The organism is Larkinella sp. C7 (assembly GCF_006149005.1).
GTDB lineage: Bacteria > Bacteroidota > Bacteroidia > Cytophagales > Spirosomataceae > Larkinella.
This window is the reverse complement of the sequence record NZ_VBSL01000006.1, coordinates 71,615-90,662: the sequence shown is the minus strand read 5'-3', so window position 1 is coordinate 90,662 and position 19,048 is coordinate 71,615. Positions and strand designations below refer to the sequence as shown.

Sequence of the window (19,048 nt, the reverse complement as noted above, 5' to 3'; positions counted from 1 at the left end):
ACGCTGATGCTTATTTCTGATTTGGTTTCACCAGTTCTTCCAGCGTCCAGGGTTTCTCGCGTCCGGCGGTTTGTTCCCGAACCGCTTTTACGTCGGCGGGACGTATGCCGGGATTCTGGTTGCTACCGAATTCGTACCGGATGTAACTCAGTACGGAAGCCAGCCACTCGTCATCATTGGCACCCATCGCGGGCATCACATCCGGGTAGGTTTGCCCGTCGATCGGGCCGGAAAGACCGTGCAGCAAAATCCGGATTGCAATTTCCTTGTTGCGGTTGCGAACGCGTTGCGAACCCATCAACGGCGGGGCGGCTTTGCTTTCCAGCCCTTTGCCATCCGAACCGTGGCAGGTCGTACACAGTGACTTATAAATCGTTGAGCCATTCAACACCAGCTTCCGGTCGGTTTCGTCCAGACTGCCCAGCCGCCGTCCGAATCTCTTGACATCTTCGTTTTTGTCCAGGCTTTTCTGTACCCGGGCCACCATCTCATTGTCGGGTGCCAGGGCAATCACTTCCTGCGCCAGGGCTTTGGCTTTGGGCAAGGAACTATTCGACAGCGAAAGCACCAGTTGCGTGCGAACATCAAAACTCGGGTCGGTTTTCAAATCTCCCAACCGCGCCAGCAACGACTCGTCATTCTGTTTCAAATACGGTTCACCCAGCAGAATTCCCACTCTTCTCACCTGCGCATCCTCATCCGTTAATGCTTTCAAAATGACGGTTTTATCCACGGCGTTTAGTCCTTCCAGCGTCCACAAGGCATGAATCCGGCCTAAGGCGGAGGTAGTTTTTTGTCCGGTAGCCATCGCTTTCAAGGCCGGAACCACGGATTGATCATTCCGCACAATCAGCTCTTTCTGGGCATTATCACGCCACCAGCCGTTGGCGTGCTCCAGGTAGGTGACCAGTTTACTGCTGGCGTCATCCAACATCTGTGGTTTGGTGCCCGGTTTGATTCCGTCATGGACCAACCGGTAAATCCGGCCGTGCTGAATGTTTTTATCCAGTCCCAACCGCGTGATCTGGGGCCGCAGGTAACTATCTTCCCGCGTCCAGTTGCCTTCCTGAATGATGCCCCGGTTCATATCGACGATGTAAAGACAGCCATCCGGCCCGGTATACATATTAACCGCCCGGAAATTCATATCCGTCGATGCAATGAATTCTTCTTTTTGATACGCGTTTTCCAGCATCGTTTTGCCGGCTTTATTGCTGACTTTCGCCCGGCGAATCAGCCGACCGACCGGTTCGCTGATCAGCAAATCGCCCGACAAATCGGCGGGCAACCGGTCTCCCCGGAAAATTACCTGACCGCAACTGGCCGTAAAGTGATTCAGGGTCGTATCCGTCGTCCGGATGCGCTGCACCCCGCCCTGAACATCCGGTGTTTTAATGATCGGCCAGACGGCGTTGAATTCCTCACTATATTGGTCCCTGAATTCCAGTCGACCATACATCGGATTGATCTGAAAACCCAGAGCCGGAACCTCGCCACCCGCCGACGAGAAATACAGCCGTCCGTAATTGTCGTGCGTCAACCCCCACTGCCCGCCGGAACCGCTCGGAATCGAATCCGCTTTCAAAATCCCGTTGGTATAGCGAAACCGCACCGGATCAACGGTGACGTAAATCCAGTTGTCCAGATTCCAGTCCAAACCGCTGCGCTGGTGTTCCAGGTTGCCGGGCGCTTTTTTCCCCGGGTTAAAAACCGGTTTTTTCTGATCGGCCACGCCGTCGCCGTCCGTGTCCTTGTAACTATAAATGTCGTAGGTATCCGTTTCGTTGACCAGCAGCTCGTGACCGACGCACAGCAACATGCGGGGCAACAGCAGTTTATTGATAAACACGGAGCTTTTGTCCATTTTTCCGTCGTTGTTGGTGTCTTCCAGCAACATCACCCGGCTGACCGGATCGTGCTCATGCGAACCGTCCACATCCTGCATGTAGGTATTCATCTCCACGACGTACATTCTGGCGTTTCCATCCCAGGCCACGGCCACCGGCTCGTGAATCATCGGCTCACTGGCGACCAGTTCGAGGTGATAGCCTTTGGGCAAGCGGAATGACTTCAGACTTTGCTCAGGCGTCAAATGGGCCGGTGACGGGTTGGCCGTAAACGCGGGAACCGTTTCAACGGTTTGACTCGTCCGGGTTTGCGCCGTGCCCTGGGCGTTTTGCCGGGATACCTGACACGTTACGGCCAGCATGGAAGCGGCCAATATGCCACTGATCCAGATTGTTTTTTTCATGGGTCTAGACTACAAATTTCGAAATAGCTATAACGTCAGGGTGTAGGTTTTTCCCTTTTGCGTCGGCAAATCGTAAACGAGCGTTTCCTTCATCGGCAACGGATTCAGCGTGGCCTGGCTTGAAATCAGCGCTTTGGCCGTTTCTTCCGGCTGGTAAAACGAATTGGGATTGACGCCCTGAGCTGTTCTCAAGGCCAATCCAGTGGATTTCAATGCATTTGGTACACGAATCCGGCAGTTCCCACCCAGATTCGACCTGATCGTTACCTTCGCCACTTTACCTTCTTTCCATTCCATGGCCACCAGTTCAAAACCGCCCCGCGCCCGTAAACCGCTGATCTTACCCGATTTCCAGACATCCGGCAAAGCGGGAAGCAGGTGAATGGTGCCGTCGTGACTTTGCAGCAGCATCTCGGCCACGCCCGCCGTACAGCCAAAGTTGCCATCGATCTGGAACGGCGGATGCGCGTCGAAAAGGTTGGTATACGTACCGCCACCGCCTTTTTTGCCGGGTGCATTGACGGGCGAAAGTTGATCGGTAATGAGTTTATACGCCCGGTTTCCGTCCAGCAGCCGCGCCCACCAGTTCACTTTCCAGCCCATCGACCAGCCCGTTGAAACATCGCCCCGGTGTTCGAGCGACGTCCGGGCCGCACTGAACAGTTCGGGCGTGCGATAGGCTGATAATTGGGCCGACGGATACAGTCCATACAGGTGTGAAATGTGCCGGTGGTTGTCTTTCGGATTGTCCAGATCTTCCAGCCATTCCTGCAACTGTCCGTGCTGCCCCACCTGCATCGGAGCCAGCCGCGCGCGTTTTTCTTTCAGAATTTTGACAAATTCCGCATCGGTATTCAAGGCTTCCGCCGACCGCATGGCCGCCGTCAGAATATCGAAAACCAGTTGATTATCCATCGTATGCCCCGCGCCAATCGTCACATTCGGGCGGCTCGTCGGCGCGTTTTCGGGCGACATGCTCGGGCTAACCACCAGCCAACGATGCGTAGGCTCTTCGATCAGAAAATCGACGAAGAATTGAGCCGCTCCCTTAATCGCCGGATAGACCGTTTTCAGGTACGTTTTGTCGCCGGAATACCGGTATTTTTCCCAGGCATGCTGACTGAGCCAGGCACCACTCATTGGCCACATGGCGTAGAAAACCGGATCGACCAGCCCGGTGATCCGCCACAAATCGGTGTTGTGGTGGGCCACCCAACCACCCGCGCCATACATCTCTCTGGCGGTTTGCTGACCGGTTTGCGACAGGTCTTTCACCATCTGAATCAGCGGCTCGTGCAATTCGGTCAGGTTGGCGACCTCGGCGGGCCAGTAATTCATTTCGGTGTTGATGTTGATCGTGTATTTACTGTCCCAGGGCGGACTCATTTGCTGGTTCCAGATGCCTTGCAGTGTAGCGGGTTGCCCTCCCGGTTGCGAGCAGGAAATCAGCAAATACCGTCCAAACTGAAAATACAGCGAAACGAGTTGCGGATCGTTGCCCGACGCAAACTGCCGGATGCGTTCATCGGTTGGCAACTTTGCCGCGTCGGTCGTGCCCAGATCCAGTTTTACCCGGTTAAAATACGTTTGATAAGCGGCCACGTGACCTTTCAAAACCGCACTGAAAGGTCGCGTGATGACGCGGTTCAAAGGCTGGTCGGCTTGAGCTTGCGGGTTGGCGGTCAGGGTTTTATAATCCACGAAATTAGTCCCTATTGAAACATACAGGGTAACCGCATTGGCACCGGTTACGACAACCGATGTATCCGTAGGACTCAATTGTCCGCCTTCCGGCCGTATGTTAACATGAGCGTTGAACCGCACCTGCCCTTTGACGCCTTCGTGGTCGCTGGTGATGCCGGTCAAAACCAGCTTGTCTTTGCCCTCGGTTTTGCGTTCCGTTTTTTGAGGACTATTCATAAAAGCCGTGAACGTCAGCTTGCCCGGCTGGCTGGCCGTCAGTCGAATGGCAATCACCTGATCGGGAACCGAAGCGATCACCTGCCGGGTGTAGCGCACACCGTCAACAGTATACATCGTGGTCGAAACCGCGCGCTCCAGATCCAGTTCCCGGTAATAATCGGTGAACGAATCATGACCCGCAAACGCCAGATTCAGGTTTCCGACGGGCTGGAACATCATACCCTGCGCCTTTTTGGACTCGACTTTCTCGGCTGCCAGTTTCTGCGCTTCGGCGTGTTTGCCTTCAAAAATCAGCTTTCGGATGGTGGGCAAGGCCGCCAGCGCATCGGGATTATCGTTGCGGTTTGGACCACCCGACCAGACGGAAGACTCGTTCAGTTTGATGATTTCCTGTTGCGGATTGCCGTAGACCATCGCGCCCAGTCGTCCGTTGCCAACGGGAAGGGCATCCGTCCAGGTTTTGCCGGCGGGTTTGTCGTACCAAAGTTTTAAAGAGTTCGGTTGCTGCGCCAGTGCCGCGATTTGGCTGAACAACACAAGACCGAGTAGTCGTATTTTTTTCATAGGAATTCCAGAATATCGCCATTTACCCGTTTCGGAAGAGATGAACTCCTTCACCAAAGGCCGCGCGAAGAATTTCATACCGGTTATGGCCCCGACAAATTTGCCAACAATACCTATAGCGACAACCCGGTGTGAAGTACGGCTGCGAAGCTTAAAAAAATCTTAATAAACGCTTAACGGGGCAAAAAACCGGAAGAACAGCCGGAAAATCGGATCAATCATTTCCGGCCAGCACAGACTAATCGATTATGGCCGAGAACGATTGCTCGTATTCTTCGCCGTAAATGGCTTTGTAATCCCGGACAAATTTCTCGAAGGTGTTCTTCGCCAGCGTGTGTTTTCCCATCAATGACAAGGCTTTGCACTTCAGAATAATGGCGTCTTCGTTGACGGGATCGTAATAAAAAATGAAGTTTGTAATCTGGATCAGAAACTCGGGATCTTCGCTGATGCTTAATTTATCCGCGTATTGCAGAAAGGTGTTGATGATTTTGTTGGAAATATCGGCTTTGAAATCGTCCAGCCAGTAGTACTCGGTGTTCAGCAAAAACGAACCGCGTTTGGTGATTTCGCCCAATTCAAAAATCGTCTGTTTGGTCAGCGCGGCTTTGTTGTTGATAATGGCCACGTAGCGTTCATAATCGACATAGAGCTGGTTAAAATCAAACTCCACTTTCCAGTAGCCGGACTCTTTGGAGAGCGAGCAGAAACCGACTTTATCCAGAATACTCCTTAGTTTGGCGATGTTGACGGAGCGGTTATTACTCGCGTCCCGACCCGACTTGTCTGGCCAGAGAATTTCGTTGAGTTTTTCGGACGGAAGCCCGCGTTGTTTGTCGATGCTATTGAGCGCCAGCAGCAGAAAAAGCTCTTTTAGCAGGGGGGTGAACGCTTTGGTAATGTCGTTTCCAGCGTGATCCAGCACCTGAAAATTGCCAAAAAAGAAAATGCTTGCTTTCGGCGTCGGATCAACCACCAAAGCCTGAGAGCTACTTCCTGGCGCGGTAACCGGGTGATTGTCGAAAACCGGTACAAGTTCTGTTTTCGATGCGGAACGACGTTTGGTGCGGACATACCGCCAAACCAGAGCGCCCGCACCGACGGCGAATCCGGCCAGCAGCCACGGCCAAACGGAGCCCGACGACGGTTTTACCGAAGCCGTCTGCACCTCCAATTTGTTGGGCGGGAACGAAATCGTATAGAGCTTCACATCCGTGGTGTTGTTCGGCTCATTCCGATACAGCGTAACCGCGATCAGTTTCTGACTAATCGGGCAATAATAGAGATCTGAATACGAGTGAATGTCGTGGAAGGGGTACGGTATCGAGTGACCGACCCGTTCATACGTCGGTTCCGACAGCGAACCCCGAATCAGTTGAAGCTGTGACTTAAACTGTTGATTCGGAAAAATAAGGCCGTAAAAAGTCTTCGATTTAGAATCGATCACCAGGGAATTGGCAAACGCAAAATCCGTTTTCGGAACCTTCAATTCATACAGTTTCCGGAACGTATTGTCTTTCACCACATACTGCAACAAATCATAATTGCTTTTCGGATTAACCATTTGTTCACCCGTCAGGCTTCCGTACCCACCGATTAAATAGGCGGTGTCGGCCTGGGCGGTTGTGCCCAAAGCCGCCAGATATCGGGGGGTAAAAACATCGCCCCGGGTGGGCAGCGTTTCCCATTTTCCGGAAGCAAAGTGATAGCGAAAGATGCTGTTTTTATACGTTAACTGGCCATAACCGCCCAGAATATACAGGGATGAATCAAGCCCGGAAACAAATTGGTTCGCGTGCCAGTATTCGGTCACTTTCACCGGGCTGGGCGTCATGGTTTCGGTGGTCCAGCTACGTGAAACGGGGTCATACACCGACACGGCTTTCTGGTCGACGTAATAATCATAAAACCGGGCGGTAAAAGGATTGTAGACGGCCTGACTACCCAGAAAAAAGCTTTTGGGAGGAGTTTTTTGCCCCTGGAGAACACCCTGCCGGTTTCGCACCGAATACTGATAAAGCGCATCCGACCCCGTAACACATACGGTTTCAGACGCCGGATCAAACGCTACGGTGGCCCGGCCTTTCAGCGTAAACTGATCCGCCACGTTCCATTCATTGTGCAGTGCTTTAATCCAGACGGGATTTTTAACGACGGCCGGCTGCCCGGAAAGCTCATCTTTTGCGGTTGTTCCTCTGACTTCATTCAACGGCCAATCATGAATCCGTTGGCCATTTTCAGACAGGCTGATGTCTTTGATATCCATCGGCGGCAAATCTTTCGATTTGAACTCCCGGAATTCGTTGCTGCCAAAAAAGATCCTGAAACATCCGGATTCTTTGAATGCGATTTTATCGGTAATAACCCTTTTGTTATTTACGTAAACACTCATGGTGCGGTTTTTCAGATCCAGTTGGAGTTTAAAATGATTCCAATGGTTGAATACATGCGCCGAATCGAGCTTGATAACGGATGGAGAAAACCGTTCGCCAATGATCATTTTGAAGTTGAGCGACTTCTGGTCGTACAGCAGATCCAGGTTTTGCTTCTCGTCCTGAATAATCCTGAAAATGTAGCCAAAATACGTTTTATAGCTGGCCGCCAGTGACACATCAAACGACAGTTCGACGTTGCCGTTGAGACACAGCGGTTTTTCGGGCGTCAAATCCAGCGAAGTCCGGTTGTCCTGAATTTCTTCGTGACCTGCGAAGCGCAACCCGTAGGATTGAGCCGTTGCGGAAGTAGTGACCACCAGCAGTAGGGCGACGGTATAAAAAGATAAACGCAGGAACGGACTGGACAACGTTTCGGGAAAGCCTTCCATCATTCTGGTTATCCAGCCCGCCAATCGGTATTGTTGGGCTCTTTGAGCGTCGCCTTTCATGCTGCGGCTTATTCTATTCGAGACGACTGATGCCGCCAATGCCCCTAAGTTATCCAATATTCACCTCCTGTCAAAACCCCTGAAGGGTCTCACCCAGGTCCGGGCAGAAGGCATTAAATTATAAAAAAACCATATTAATAGTGATAAAACACAGAGTGAAGCCCTGCTAATTAAGCATTTATTAAGATTTTTTTAAGCCCTGCCGATGTACTTCGCCCAAAATCTAATCCAATAAAATCAGGGTTTATGCAAAAATTTTTATTTGCCTTAAACATGATGCGGGTGCCATATGGGCACCTCATCCGGGCGTTTCTGATCATCGGACTGGTCGGCACGCTGCCCGTAAAAGCCCAGGAATTGCTGGCGCACCGATCCAGTCCACCCTCGGCTTCACTAGCCCGGCCTCTGCGGTTACAACCTGCAACCACCCGCCAGAGCCTGCCGGACCGGACCATAACGGGGAAAGTGTCCGACGAAAAAGGGGGCGCATTACCGGGTGTCAACATCGTAATCAAGGGGACATCCCGTGGCACGACCACCAACGAAAAAGGCGTTTATACCCTGAGCATTCCGAATGAAGCCACAACACTGGTTTTTTCGTTTGTCGGTTACCTTTCCTACGAAGCGGCTGTCGACAACCGGAGTTCGCTGGATGTTACGCTGAAAGAAGATGCGCAGGCGCTGGGCGAGGTGGTGGTAGTGGGTTATGGTACGCAGCGGAAGGTGAATGTTACGGGGGCAATCGCAACGGTTGCCAGTAAAGAGCTGGTGATTAATTCGAACAACGACGTGACCAACACACTGACCGGGCGCGCCCCCGGCGTCCGGGTGGTGCAGTTGTCGAGCCAACCCGGCAAATACGATTCCCAGATCGACATTCGGGGGTTTAGTTATACGGACCCCAATGACATCAACGGCAATCAAACCGGGGGACCGCTGATCATTGTGGACGGCGTTCAGCGCGACAAATCCGGTTTTGACCGACTTGATCCCAACGAAATTGAAAGTGTCTCGATCCTGAAAGATGCCACGGCGGCTATTTACGGGGTAAAAGCAGCCAACGGTGTGGTGCTGGTTACCACCAAAAAAGGGAGCCAGGGCAAGGTTCAGGTGAACTATACGACACACATCGGGCAACAGATCATTACCCAATACCCCCAACTATCCAATGCCTTTCAGTACGCAACCCTCTTCAACGAACAACACGTCAACAACAACATCAGTAACCGGGGTGAATTTACGCCCCCCAAGTATTCGGCGGCACAACTGGCCGATTTTCAAAGCGGAAAGGCCACCAGTACCGATTTTTTAAAGGCGGTTTTGCGCGACCGGGCTTCGCAACAGCAACACAATCTGACCATTAACGGTGGAACGGACAAACTCCGGTATTTTGCTTCTGCCGGCTTTTTTGGCGAAGGCGGTTTGTTTAAATCGGACATCCTGACCGGAAAAAAATACAACCTGCGGCTCAACATCGACGCTGAACTGACCAAAGGATTGACGATGGGCGCGAACATTGCGTTGATCAATTCGATCAGCAACGAACCGAGCCAGGGGATTTGGGCGTTGCTGAAAAATACCTGGCAATGGGACCCGACCGAACCGCTCTATTCGAACAACGACCCGGCCTATCTGCGTCAACCCCTGAGCGCGTTGAGCCATCCGATTGCCGATTTCTCCGAAGCCTACAGTGGGTACAACCGGAATGATGAGAAATTTCTGACCTCCACGTTTCAGGTGTCGTATGTGGTTCCGTTTGTGAAAGGGCTGAGTCTCAAGGCGCAGTATGCCTACGACAACAACTACAGTTTCCGCAAGCAGTTTACCAAGAAATACAACCAGTACGAGTATCTGTTCGACGCAGCCACGCAGACGTATTATCAAAAACCGTATTTGCACCTTGCCCCTTCCCGCATCAATGAAGCGTTCGGCCAGGGAAAACGGAATGATGTTCAGTTGTCGTTCAACTACCAGAACAGCTTCGGAAAGCACAACGTCGGCGCGCTGGGTCTGTATGAACAGATCGACCGGGTGAACAACAGCAACAACGCGTCCACCCAGTTTATCATTGATGCTGTTGACCAACTCGCTGCCGGAAGCCGGAAAACCGACGCCATCGGCTCCGGCTACAGTTCGAGCGCCAACATGAGTTACGTGGGTCGTGTCAATTATGATTACGCCGGGAAGTACCTGGTTGAGGCCGGTTTTCGCTACGACGGTTCGTCCAGTTTCCCCAAAAACAGCCGCTGGGGTTTCTTTCCGTATGTCTCGGCGGGCTGGCGGCTTTCAGAAGAAGCCTTCATTCGAAACAGTCTACCTTTCATTTCCAACCTGAAACTACGCGGTTCGTACGGTGTTCTGGGTGATGACGGCATTTCCGGTTCGTCGTTTCAGTTTCTGACCGGTTATACCTACCCAAGCAGCGGGTATCAGTTCGGGACGAACTTCGTGGGCGGGCTCGGTTTCAAAAATTCGGCCAATCCCAACATTACGTGGTATACCTCGACAACCACCAATTTTGGTCTGGAAGGCGCACTCTGGAACAGCCTGCTCACGTTCGAAGCCGACGTATTTCGCCGGGATCGGGACGGTTTGCTGGGCGACCGGATTTCGACCATTCCGGCAACCTATGGTGTCAATCTTCCGCAAGTCAATCTGAATCAGGACCGTACGCAGGGATTCGAAATCGTGCTGGGCCATCGCAACAAGATTCGGGATGTGAATTACTCGATTTCGGCCAACATGAGTTACGCCCGGACGCAATACCGGTATCGCGAAGAAACGCCCGCCAACAGCGATTATGATTTCTGGCGAAACCGGAATGCCGGTCGGTTCAACGACATTGTCTGGGGCTACAAAACCGACGGACAGTTTCAAACGCTGGAGGAAATCCGGAATGCTCCGATCATGGACGGCGCGGGCAACCGGACGGTTCTGCCCGGTGATATCAAATACGTCGACTTGAACGGCGACGGCATTATTTCCAATCTTGACGAAACCGTCATCGGACGCGGACAGAGCAAACCGGCGATCTATTTCGGTACCAACCTTACGGTTTCATGGAAAGGCTTCGACGTTTCGATGCTCTTGCAGGGCGCAACCATGTATCAGGTGGCCTACCAGGATCAACTATCCAGACCGTTTTATTTTGCCACCGCCAACCCGATCAGCGCGTTTAACGACCGCTGGCATCGTTCGGATGTCGTGGATGCCGCCAGCGAATGGATTCCGGGAAAATACCCATCGACCGGCCAGCGGCAAAATTACCGAAGCAATGAATTCTGGCGGTTCGACGCGACCTATCTGCGCGTAAAAAGCCTGGAAATTGGCTACAGTCTTCCGAAAACCTTGTTGAGCAAAGCACACATCAAAGGATTGCGTGTCTTCGGCAACGGTTATAATCTGTTCACTTTCTCGAAAGGGCTTGACTTTGTAGACCCGGAATACACCGACGACCGGCTTTACAGCTACAATTATCCGCTGACGATGAACGTGAACCTGGGCCTCCAACTTTCTTTTTGATCACCCAACACCCATGAAAAACCTTAAAAAATACATTGTCTTGCTAGGCGTGGTTGGCTTATCGGCCTGCAGCGATAGTTTTCTGGATAAAAAACCGGTCGATCTGCTGACGGCCGAACAGGTTTTCAGCAGTCCGGAGGCTGTGGAAGCCTATTTTGCCACGCTGTACAAAGATCTACCCGTCGAGGATTTCAGTTATTGCAACGGTCGGTTTGGTGAATTTCCGGGAAATGGCGACGGATATACGGCCAACTGGACCTGGGAAGCGACCAGTTCGACCAATGCCTCCAACAATGACGAAAACTGGGGAAAATTATACCGGGCGATTCGGAATGTAAACACCTTTATCAAGGAAATTGCGACGGTTTCGATTCCGGAAGCGACCAAAAATGTGTACGTCGCCGAAGCCCGGTTTGTGCGGGCCTATTATTACCAGGAACTGGTCAAGTATTGGGGTGGTGTGCCGATTTTACGGGAACCACAAACCGCCGTCGATGGCAATACGCAGGAACTGAACCTGCCGCGAAGCAAGGAAGCCGACGTCTGGGATCTGGTTAAATCGGACCTGGATTTTGCGGCCGCCAACCTACCGGCCAACAGCGTATACGGACGGGCCAACAAATTTGTGGCCCTGGCGCTGCTTTCACGGTCGATGCTGCACGCAGGTTCGATCGCCAAATTTGGAACCGTTCAGTTGGAAGGCCTGGTGGGCGTTGACCCGGCCAAGGCAACGCCTTATCTGCAAGCCGCTTACGATGCGTCCAAAGCCATTATCGATGGTGGAAAATACAGCCTGTTCAACAAGTATCCGACCGACAAAGCGCAGAACTTCCAGATGCTTTTTTATGAACTGCAAGGCAATCCGGAAGCCATTTTTTGTAAGGGCTGGGATTATGAATCGACACGACGGACGCACTCGCAGGATTTGATGGCCTTGCCGGAAGCCATTCGTTCGCCAATCGGGTATGCCAACCGCCTGACCCCGCCCCTGGACATGATCGAGCGGTTTGAATACGTAGACGGTTCGGAAGGAACGCTGAACATCGGAACGCCCGGCGCGTATGTCCACTACAAAAACCCGCAGGACGTTTTCAAAAACAAAGATCCGCGCTTTTTCGGCTCCGTCATTTCAACGGGCAGCTCATTCAAGGGCGTCGAAATTACCGGTCAGCGCGGGGTCATTTTCAACGGGGTACGATATAACGGAACGGCGCTCAACCAGTATTTCGACATCGACAAAAAACAGATCGTGGCCAACCCGACGGCCAATTCGGTACGAGCCACCGGTAATTCGAACAACGGTGCCAGCGCCTTCTGGCTGAAAAAATGGCTTGATCCGGTTCGGCCCGCTAATTTGTGCGTGGACTGGACCTCAGAAACGGACTGGCTCGATATGCGGCTGGGCGAAGTGCTGCTGAATTATGCGGAAGCCGCTTTTGAACTGGGAAAACCGGCTTCTGAAGCCCTGGACGCTGTGAATCAACTCCGCACCCGGGCGGGTATTGCCAAACTGACCACCATCGACCGGGCTAAAATCCGGAATGAACGGAATGTGGAGCTGGCCTTTGAAAACCGGACCTTCTGGGATTTGAGAAGATGGCGGACCCTGACGACCGAATTCAGCGGCTGGATTCCCAACGGACTGTATATCTATTATGATGTCAACTCGAAGGATTATGTCTTCGAAAAAACGCCAAATGGCGGTGGAAAAACGTATCAGGTCAAAGACTATTACTTCCAGATTCCAGCGTCGGAACGCAGCAAGGCTGGCTCATTATTAGGCAATGGAAACCCCGGCTATTAAAAACCGTACCCTATGAAATCGATCAAACGAATCTTTTTACTCCCCATTTTGCTCGTAGCATTCATCAGTGGCTGCAAGAACTGGGATAATTTTGTGGCCCCGGATGCGGGCATTTATGGCAAAGTGACGGACGCCGAAAATGGTCAGCCGCTGGAAATCAGGCAGCCCGGCGGTGGGACCGTACGGTTTATTCAGTGGGATAAAGTGAAATATCCCAACCCCGGCACGACCGATATCGAGCTAAAAGCCAACGGCGAATTTTCGGCCACGCAGTTTTTTGCGGGTACCTACAAAGCCCTGCCGCGCGACGGGGCTTTCCTGTATCAACCCGGTGATTCGGCAACGGTGGATCTTGGCAACGGCGACCGGAAGGAAGTGAATTTTAAGGTCACGCCCTTCTACCGGCTGACGGCGAGTGTAACCGACAGCACGTTTACGTATACGATTACAAAACCGGCGGCCAACACGACGACGAAAATTTCGCAGATCATTTTTATGATCAACGATTATGCAAAGGTCGATGAAAGCATCAGTTCGAATACCTCGGGCTATTTTATCAATCTCTGGAGACAGGACATTGCCGGTAATGTAACGGACGCCAGTCTTTTGGGCACCCCCCGTACGTTTACATTCAAATGGGCCGATACGCATTTACCCAAAGGCGAGTACTATTTCCGGGTCGGTGTTCGAACCACCGCCGTCGCCAAATACAATTACAGCCCGGTGGTAAAAGCCACGGTTCGCTAAGATTCCATTCCTTCCCTTTACTTTTCACCCCTGACCTTTCAGGTTAGGGGTGTTTTTCTGGTTGCTACTTTCATCGCAAGTTCTACACCCGAATAAACAGCTTCTTCTTATACATCCAGTATAAAATCAGCCAGAAAACCAGCAGGGCTGCTCCGCCACTGGCGAGCGGTTCGTAAGCGCCAAACTGCTCGAATACGGTTTGTCCCAGATGCGTCTTGAAGGTATCGATGATAAAATGGTCGATGAGGTGAACCAGGCAGTAAATGGCAATGGAATTCATGCCAATCACGACCAGCGGAAACGCCCAGCCACGCCATTGCCGGACATCTATTATATAGTAGAAAGCTGAGAGGAGCAAAAAACACCAGCCACCGCTGAACAACACCCAGCCGGGCGTCCAGATGCGCTTGATGGATGGACTGATGCCCGTGATGGTCAACAGCCAGCCCGTTGCCAGACCAACGGCGCCGGCGACTAAAAACCGCTTCAGGATTTCGCCATGCGGCAAACCGGCGCGTAGCCATCGACCGGCCTGCAAGCCCAGCACCATCGTTCCCAGAGTCGGGATAAAGCTCAGGGTCGCGTAGCCTCCCCCATTGAACAGAAAGGTCTTGGCGCGGGGAAACAGGTTCAGAAACCAGGTATCGAAGGCCCAGGCCAGGTTGCTGTTTTTGTTGAAATGAGCAGCTATGCCGGTTTTATGGTTCGGCCAGTCGGCGGGAACGCCCACGGCTTCGTATGAAAAACCCGGGCCGGGCAAAGGATACAGCACGAACGCCAGCCAATACCCAACCAGAATGGCGGCCAAGGCGATCCAAACGGTGCGCGTGAGCCGGAAACCCAGTAAAAAAAGGAATGGATAGCCCAAGCCGATTTGCGTCAGGGTGTCTTCAAACGTAAAATTAGTCTGTTCACGGCCAACTGAACGCAAAAAAATACCGAGCAGAATCAGGATCAGGGAGCGTCGCAGCGTTTGGGCAAACATCACCCCAAACGGCTCGTTTTTGGCCTGTCGGCTGGCGATGGAATACGGCAGGGCCACACCTACCAGAAACGAAAACGACGGCTGAATCAAATCGTGCAGCGTACAGCCAAACCATTCGACGTGATCCTGGTGGTGCGCCATGAAACGCCAGAACGAACTGTCGGGCAAGGCTTCCGAGATTCGGCCATAGTGGAGGATTTCGGCGGCCATCAGAAACATCACAAAGCCGCGATAGGCGTCCATCGACATCAGTCGACCGGCACGAAATTCAGCAAGTACAGTAGTCAAGGTGGTTCAGGATTAGGAAATCGCAAGAACGGGATTTTTTTGATGCGTCCACCGACTCCAGTCTGTGTTTTTTCGGTCTGGCACCTCCCTATTACCCAGAAAAGCCAATTTCAGGAAATAAGCTGATCGCTCGGGCAAAAATATGTCGTTCGCCCGCCGACTTCAATCTTCTCGATCCTGGTGCCGCACCGGGGGCAGAATTTGTGGGCTTCCACGTCGTCGTAAGGTGAGTTGTCCCACTCCCGGACGTGTATCAGAAAGCCAGCCGGGAAATCACGGTATTGGGCTTCGTGGCGAATGGCAGTGGTCAACACCAGCCGGATGGCGTCGTAAAGCTGCCGGATCTCGTCATCAGTCAGGCGTTCAGTTCGCGTTTCAGGATGGACTTTTGCCTGAAAGAGCACTTCATCCACGATCCAGTTTCCCAATCCGGCCACGGTAGTTTGATCCATCAACAGTGGTTTAATCAGGGCTTTTTTACGCCGAACCTGTCCCGTTAGCTCAGAAAAAGTGATTTCTAACCCATCTTTACCAATCTTTTTCCGTTTTAAATAGCTATCTATGTCGCTGATTAGGCCAATCCGCTCAAATTTTCGCGGACAAATGAAGCCCAAATTGAAGCCGTTCCGGAAGTGAAATACAATCCGGGCATACTTCGGTCGGTCGAGTGAAGAATGGTAATAGTCCAGATCGCCCGTCATGCCGAAATGCATGTGCACGATCACCGGTTCGCTGATTTGGCCGGAGCCGTCGGTGGTCACAAAAAGATTTTTACCCACCCGATGGGTGCCGGAGAACCAACGACCCACCAGTGCCTCCTGCAGAGTGGCGAAATCGGTTGTCAGCAGTTTGGGGTCTTCAACCTCGATGGATTCGATGGATTGATGAAGTGAAGAGGTTTCGAGATAACGCCGGTATATTTCGACCTCGGGTAACTCAGGCATAGTCGGGAACTAATTGACCTTTTAGCAATGTTTTACTAATTCCTATAACATTTTCTACTTCGAGAGTGTTATAACTAATAGTCTGCTTGATAACGAACGTGCTCTAAGTCAGGAGGTAGTGTTTTACTAAAATTTAATTCCGTAATACACTAACTTTACAGAGGCTCCCGTTATGGTTACAATGTAATCTTCTTTTTAACCCTAACATGATTGAATGACAATAATTTACTCAATTTTTTTTGTTTAATTCTGTCTAATTCAATTCAAACCGCACAAAGTAGTTATGGAAAACAATAAGCCAAAAGCAAACGGAGCGCTCGTAGCAGCCTTAGTTATTATGACCATTCTGGCCGGTGTGTCCAGTTATCTGTTATACGAACAGAAAGAAGTGGGTAAAAATCAGGAAGCAACGATTGCCACCCGCGTAGAGGAATTAGCAACCACCCGAACGAGACTGGATTCAATCTCAACGGCCCTGGACGCTAAAATTGCGGAAGTAAAAAAACTGGGTGGTGATATTACGGATCTGGAGCGTGTAAAAGCGGATCTGGAACGCGACAAAGCGAGCCTTCGGAAAGGGCAACGGATTTCGATCGCCAAATATGAGGCAAAAATCAAGCAATACGAAGCGTATCTGGTCGAAAAAGATACCCTGATTGCCCAATTGAAAACCGAGAACCAGTTATTGGTTACCAACAACCAGACCCTGGCCGACGCAAACACGACGCTGCAAACTGAAAAGCAATCGCTACAGGACTCAGTGACCAACATTGCGACAGTCAATAAGGATCTGGCGGAGAAAGTAACCCGCGCTTCTGCACTGAAAGCTCAGAATGTTCGGGTATTTGCGCTGAATTCACGCGGCAAACAACGCGACGCAACGGAAGACCAGGTAAAATCAAAGCGTGTTGACAAGCTAAAAGTGGTCTATATGCTGCCTGAAAACCCGCTGACCAAACAGGAGGAGAAAGAGGTATTTGTTCGGGTACTGGATCCGAGCGGTGCAGTGGTTTCGGATATGGCCAATGGCTCCGGAACATTCCAGGTTAATGGGCAGGAACAGATATATACCGTAAAGCAGACGGTTCCGTTCACCAATAACAACCAGAATGTGGAACTGACCTATAACCGGGGTACGGTGCCTTACAAAGCCGGGAAATACACCATCGAATTTTACTCGGAAGGTTTCCGGATTGGCGAAGGTTCATTTGCCATTAAGTAAGTCGTTCGACACACCATAGAAAAGGCGCGATACCGTTGGGTATCGCGCCTTTTCTATGGTGTGTCGAATTTTAATCAGGAAATTATCGATCGCTGGATCCGGTTCCATTTTTGCAAAATCGTCTTGGTTTTCTGGCGACTTACTGCCAGAACGCGCCCGGAAATTAGCTCCACCAGCGGAAGTGGAAAGTGGGGCATTTCGGCCGGATAAAACCGGTATATAATGCCCGGATTGATCAGATAGCTTTCATTGATCCGCCAGAAATCGGGCAATTGTTTTTCCCAGTCATTGAGTGAATCGGCAATGGAAACGCACTTCTGAACGGCATTGTCAAAATAGATAATCCAGGTCTGTTGTCCTTCGCTGTGAAGGTAAAAAATATTTAACAAGTCGATCTGGTGCTTGACGTTGGGGTCATTGATTGACAGCATAGTACTCTATTTACGATTCTGACAGAGAAATAGATTTTACTTCTAATCTTTGACCTTTTCAGGATCAAATACTCGTTTATGTGCACTTCATGCGTTGCCTAATAATTCAGAAATAACTTCCCACCGACGCCGTGACACCGGCACCACGGTTCCGTTCAGCAAATGAATCGCTCCTAAACCGGTTTTCAATCGCTCTACCCGTTCAATGTACTCACAATTGACAATGCTATTGCGATGTACCCGAACAAAGCCATCGGCCGGCAACATTCCCGCCAGTTGCTTCAGGGTCTTGGGCATAATGATGGACGGGCGATTTCTCCAATGCAACCAGGTATAATTACCGTCTCCCTGCAAACAAACCAAATCGGATGCCTGAAAAACATGTTGCCGGGAACCCCGAAAATACAATTGTAAAACAGAATCAGAAGCAACTGACGCTGAAGAAGTAGAAGCGGGAATTAACATACTTTAAATTTCTGGGTAAAGGGTGCAAATACAGGAAGTTATTGAATAATTGTGCAAATATACTTTCCCAAAAATAAGATGTAGGCAAATGGTTACTAACGACTGGTATTGGTACCTGAACGGTCGATTTTGGTAAGGGAATAAAAAGAATCCGTTTCCCTGATACTATCAGTAATAATCAGTAATTTACCCCTTTACCTGGTTGAGGCATGGAGAAGGAGCAGATCCACATATTGGTAATTGAAGACGAGGCCGTTCTGGCCATGGATTTATCCGATACACTGGAAGAAGAAGGCTATTATGTAGTCGGCATTGCTAACAATGGCCGAAAAGCACTGGAATTGTTTAAAACGCAGCGAGTCGACCTCGTGGTGTGCGACATTCAACTGAAAGGGGACTGGGACGGCATCGAAACCATCGGGCAAATCCAGACCGTGCGACCGGTACCAGTAATCTACACAACGGCATTGTCTGATAAAATCACCCTGGAACGGGCTAAACAAACCCTCCCGGCCGCCTACCTGACGAAGCCCGTTATCATCAGCAGCCTTCGCATTGCGATGGAGTTAGCCCTTCATAATTTTAGCCATAAACAGGAACTGGCGGTTCCGGATGAGGCCGTTGAGCTCAACAATATTCTGGAAAAAGATTCGCCCTCCCGTGAAACCATTCTTCGCATCGACAACCTGATTTTTATCAAACATAACTACCAGTTTGTTAAAATCCTGCTGGAAGATATTTTGATTCTGGAAGCCGACGGCCCCTATACCACCATCGTTACCAACGACCGGAAATATGCCATCCGATTGACACTTACTACCCTGCTGGAACGGCTAAGCGAAATGCAATTGGCTCGCGTTCACCGGTCTTTTGCGGTTCATATCAAAAAAGTCGAAGGATTTTCGGATCGTGAAATAACGATTGGAAAACACATTATCCCGCTGGGCCGGCAATATAAACAGGCGTTTATCCAGCAATTTCAGATTTGGTAACGAAGTTGAATTTGTTGCTTGATGTT

At 51.0% G+C, this 19,048-nt stretch carries 12 protein-coding genes; 5 read left to right on the top strand and 7 right to left on the bottom strand.

All coding sequences use genetic code 11. From position 1 onward, the window contains the following. Positions 1 to 10 precede the first annotated feature (10 nt). From FH871_RS16610 to FH871_RS16600, 3 genes are all read right to left on the bottom strand, one after another. Complete coding sequence (locus tag FH871_RS16610) at positions 11 to 2,251, bottom strand: c-type cytochrome (protein WP_138992544.1); 2,241 nt, start codon at positions 2,249 to 2,251, stop codon at positions 11 to 13. Between the two features lie 27 nt (positions 2,252 to 2,278). Next, positions 2,279 to 4,738 carry a glycoside hydrolase N-terminal domain-containing protein gene (locus FH871_RS16605; protein ID WP_138992543.1) on the bottom strand — a complete coding sequence of 820 codons (2,460 nt, stop codon included), beginning with the start codon at positions 4,736 to 4,738 and terminating at the stop codon, positions 2,279 to 2,281. Positions 4,739 to 4,976: 238 nt separating this feature from the next. After that, the gene (locus tag FH871_RS16600; RefSeq protein WP_171062864.1) at positions 4,977 to 7,565 is read right to left on the bottom strand and encodes a galactose oxidase; all 2,589 of its coding nucleotides are present in this window, start codon (positions 7,563 to 7,565) and stop codon (positions 4,977 to 4,979) included. 303 nt (positions 7,566 to 7,868) lie between these two features. On the opposite strand from FH871_RS16600, the gene FH871_RS16595 reads away from it, so the two are divergent. Genes FH871_RS16595 through FH871_RS16585 form a run of 3 tightly spaced genes read left to right on the top strand, consistent with a single transcriptional unit; the run spans position 7,869 to position 13,695 of the window. Beyond that, positions 7,869 to 11,144: a TonB-dependent receptor gene (locus tag FH871_RS16595; protein WP_138992541.1), complete on the top strand. Its 3,276-nt coding sequence runs from the start codon at positions 7,869 to 7,871 to the stop codon at positions 11,142 to 11,144. A gap of 13 nt (positions 11,145 to 11,157) precedes the next feature. Next, a complete protein-coding gene (locus FH871_RS16590; protein WP_138992540.1) occupies positions 11,158 to 12,948 on the top strand; it encodes a RagB/SusD family nutrient uptake outer membrane protein in 1,791 nt (596 codons plus the stop codon). A 12-nt stretch (positions 12,949 to 12,960) separates the two neighbouring features. Continuing rightward, complete coding sequence (locus FH871_RS16585; RefSeq protein WP_138992539.1) at positions 12,961 to 13,695, top strand: DUF3823 domain-containing protein; 735 nt, start codon at positions 12,961 to 12,963, stop codon at positions 13,693 to 13,695. 82 nt (positions 13,696 to 13,777) lie between these two features. Here FH871_RS16585 and FH871_RS16580 read toward each other — a convergent pair whose 3' ends face one another. Then, positions 13,778 to 14,968, bottom strand: a complete 1,191-nt coding sequence (locus tag FH871_RS16580; protein WP_369008803.1) for an acyltransferase family protein — start codon at positions 14,966 to 14,968, stop codon at positions 13,778 to 13,780. Between the two features lie 110 nt (positions 14,969 to 15,078). Beyond that, a complete protein-coding gene (locus FH871_RS16575; RefSeq protein WP_138992538.1) occupies positions 15,079 to 15,912 on the bottom strand; it encodes an Fpg/Nei family DNA glycosylase in 834 nt (277 codons plus the stop codon). A 283-nt stretch (positions 15,913 to 16,195) separates the two neighbouring features. Between FH871_RS16575 and FH871_RS16570 the strand changes: the two genes are divergently transcribed. Next, on the top strand, positions 16,196 to 17,134 hold the full coding sequence (locus tag FH871_RS16570) for a hypothetical protein (RefSeq protein ID WP_138992537.1): 939 nt from the start codon (positions 16,196 to 16,198) through the stop codon (positions 17,132 to 17,134). 74 nt (positions 17,135 to 17,208) lie between these two features. Here FH871_RS16570 and FH871_RS16565 read toward each other — a convergent pair whose 3' ends face one another. Next, positions 17,209 to 17,565, bottom strand: a complete 357-nt coding sequence (locus FH871_RS16565; protein ID WP_138992536.1) for a LytTR family DNA-binding domain-containing protein — start codon at positions 17,563 to 17,565, stop codon at positions 17,209 to 17,211. Positions 17,566 to 17,652: 87 nt separating this feature from the next. Continuing rightward, positions 17,653 to 18,030 (bottom strand): LytTR family DNA-binding domain-containing protein, encoded by a 378-nt coding sequence (locus tag FH871_RS16560; RefSeq protein ID WP_138992535.1) that lies wholly within the window; start codon positions 18,028 to 18,030, stop codon positions 17,653 to 17,655. 209 nt (positions 18,031 to 18,239) lie between these two features. Here FH871_RS16560 and FH871_RS16555 point away from each other — a divergent pair, with 209 nt between their 5' ends. Beyond that, positions 18,240 to 19,022 carry a response regulator gene (locus FH871_RS16555; protein WP_138992534.1) on the top strand — a complete coding sequence of 261 codons (783 nt, stop codon included), beginning with the start codon at positions 18,240 to 18,242 and terminating at the stop codon, positions 19,020 to 19,022. The last annotated feature ends 26 nt before the right edge of the window (positions 19,023 to 19,048 follow it).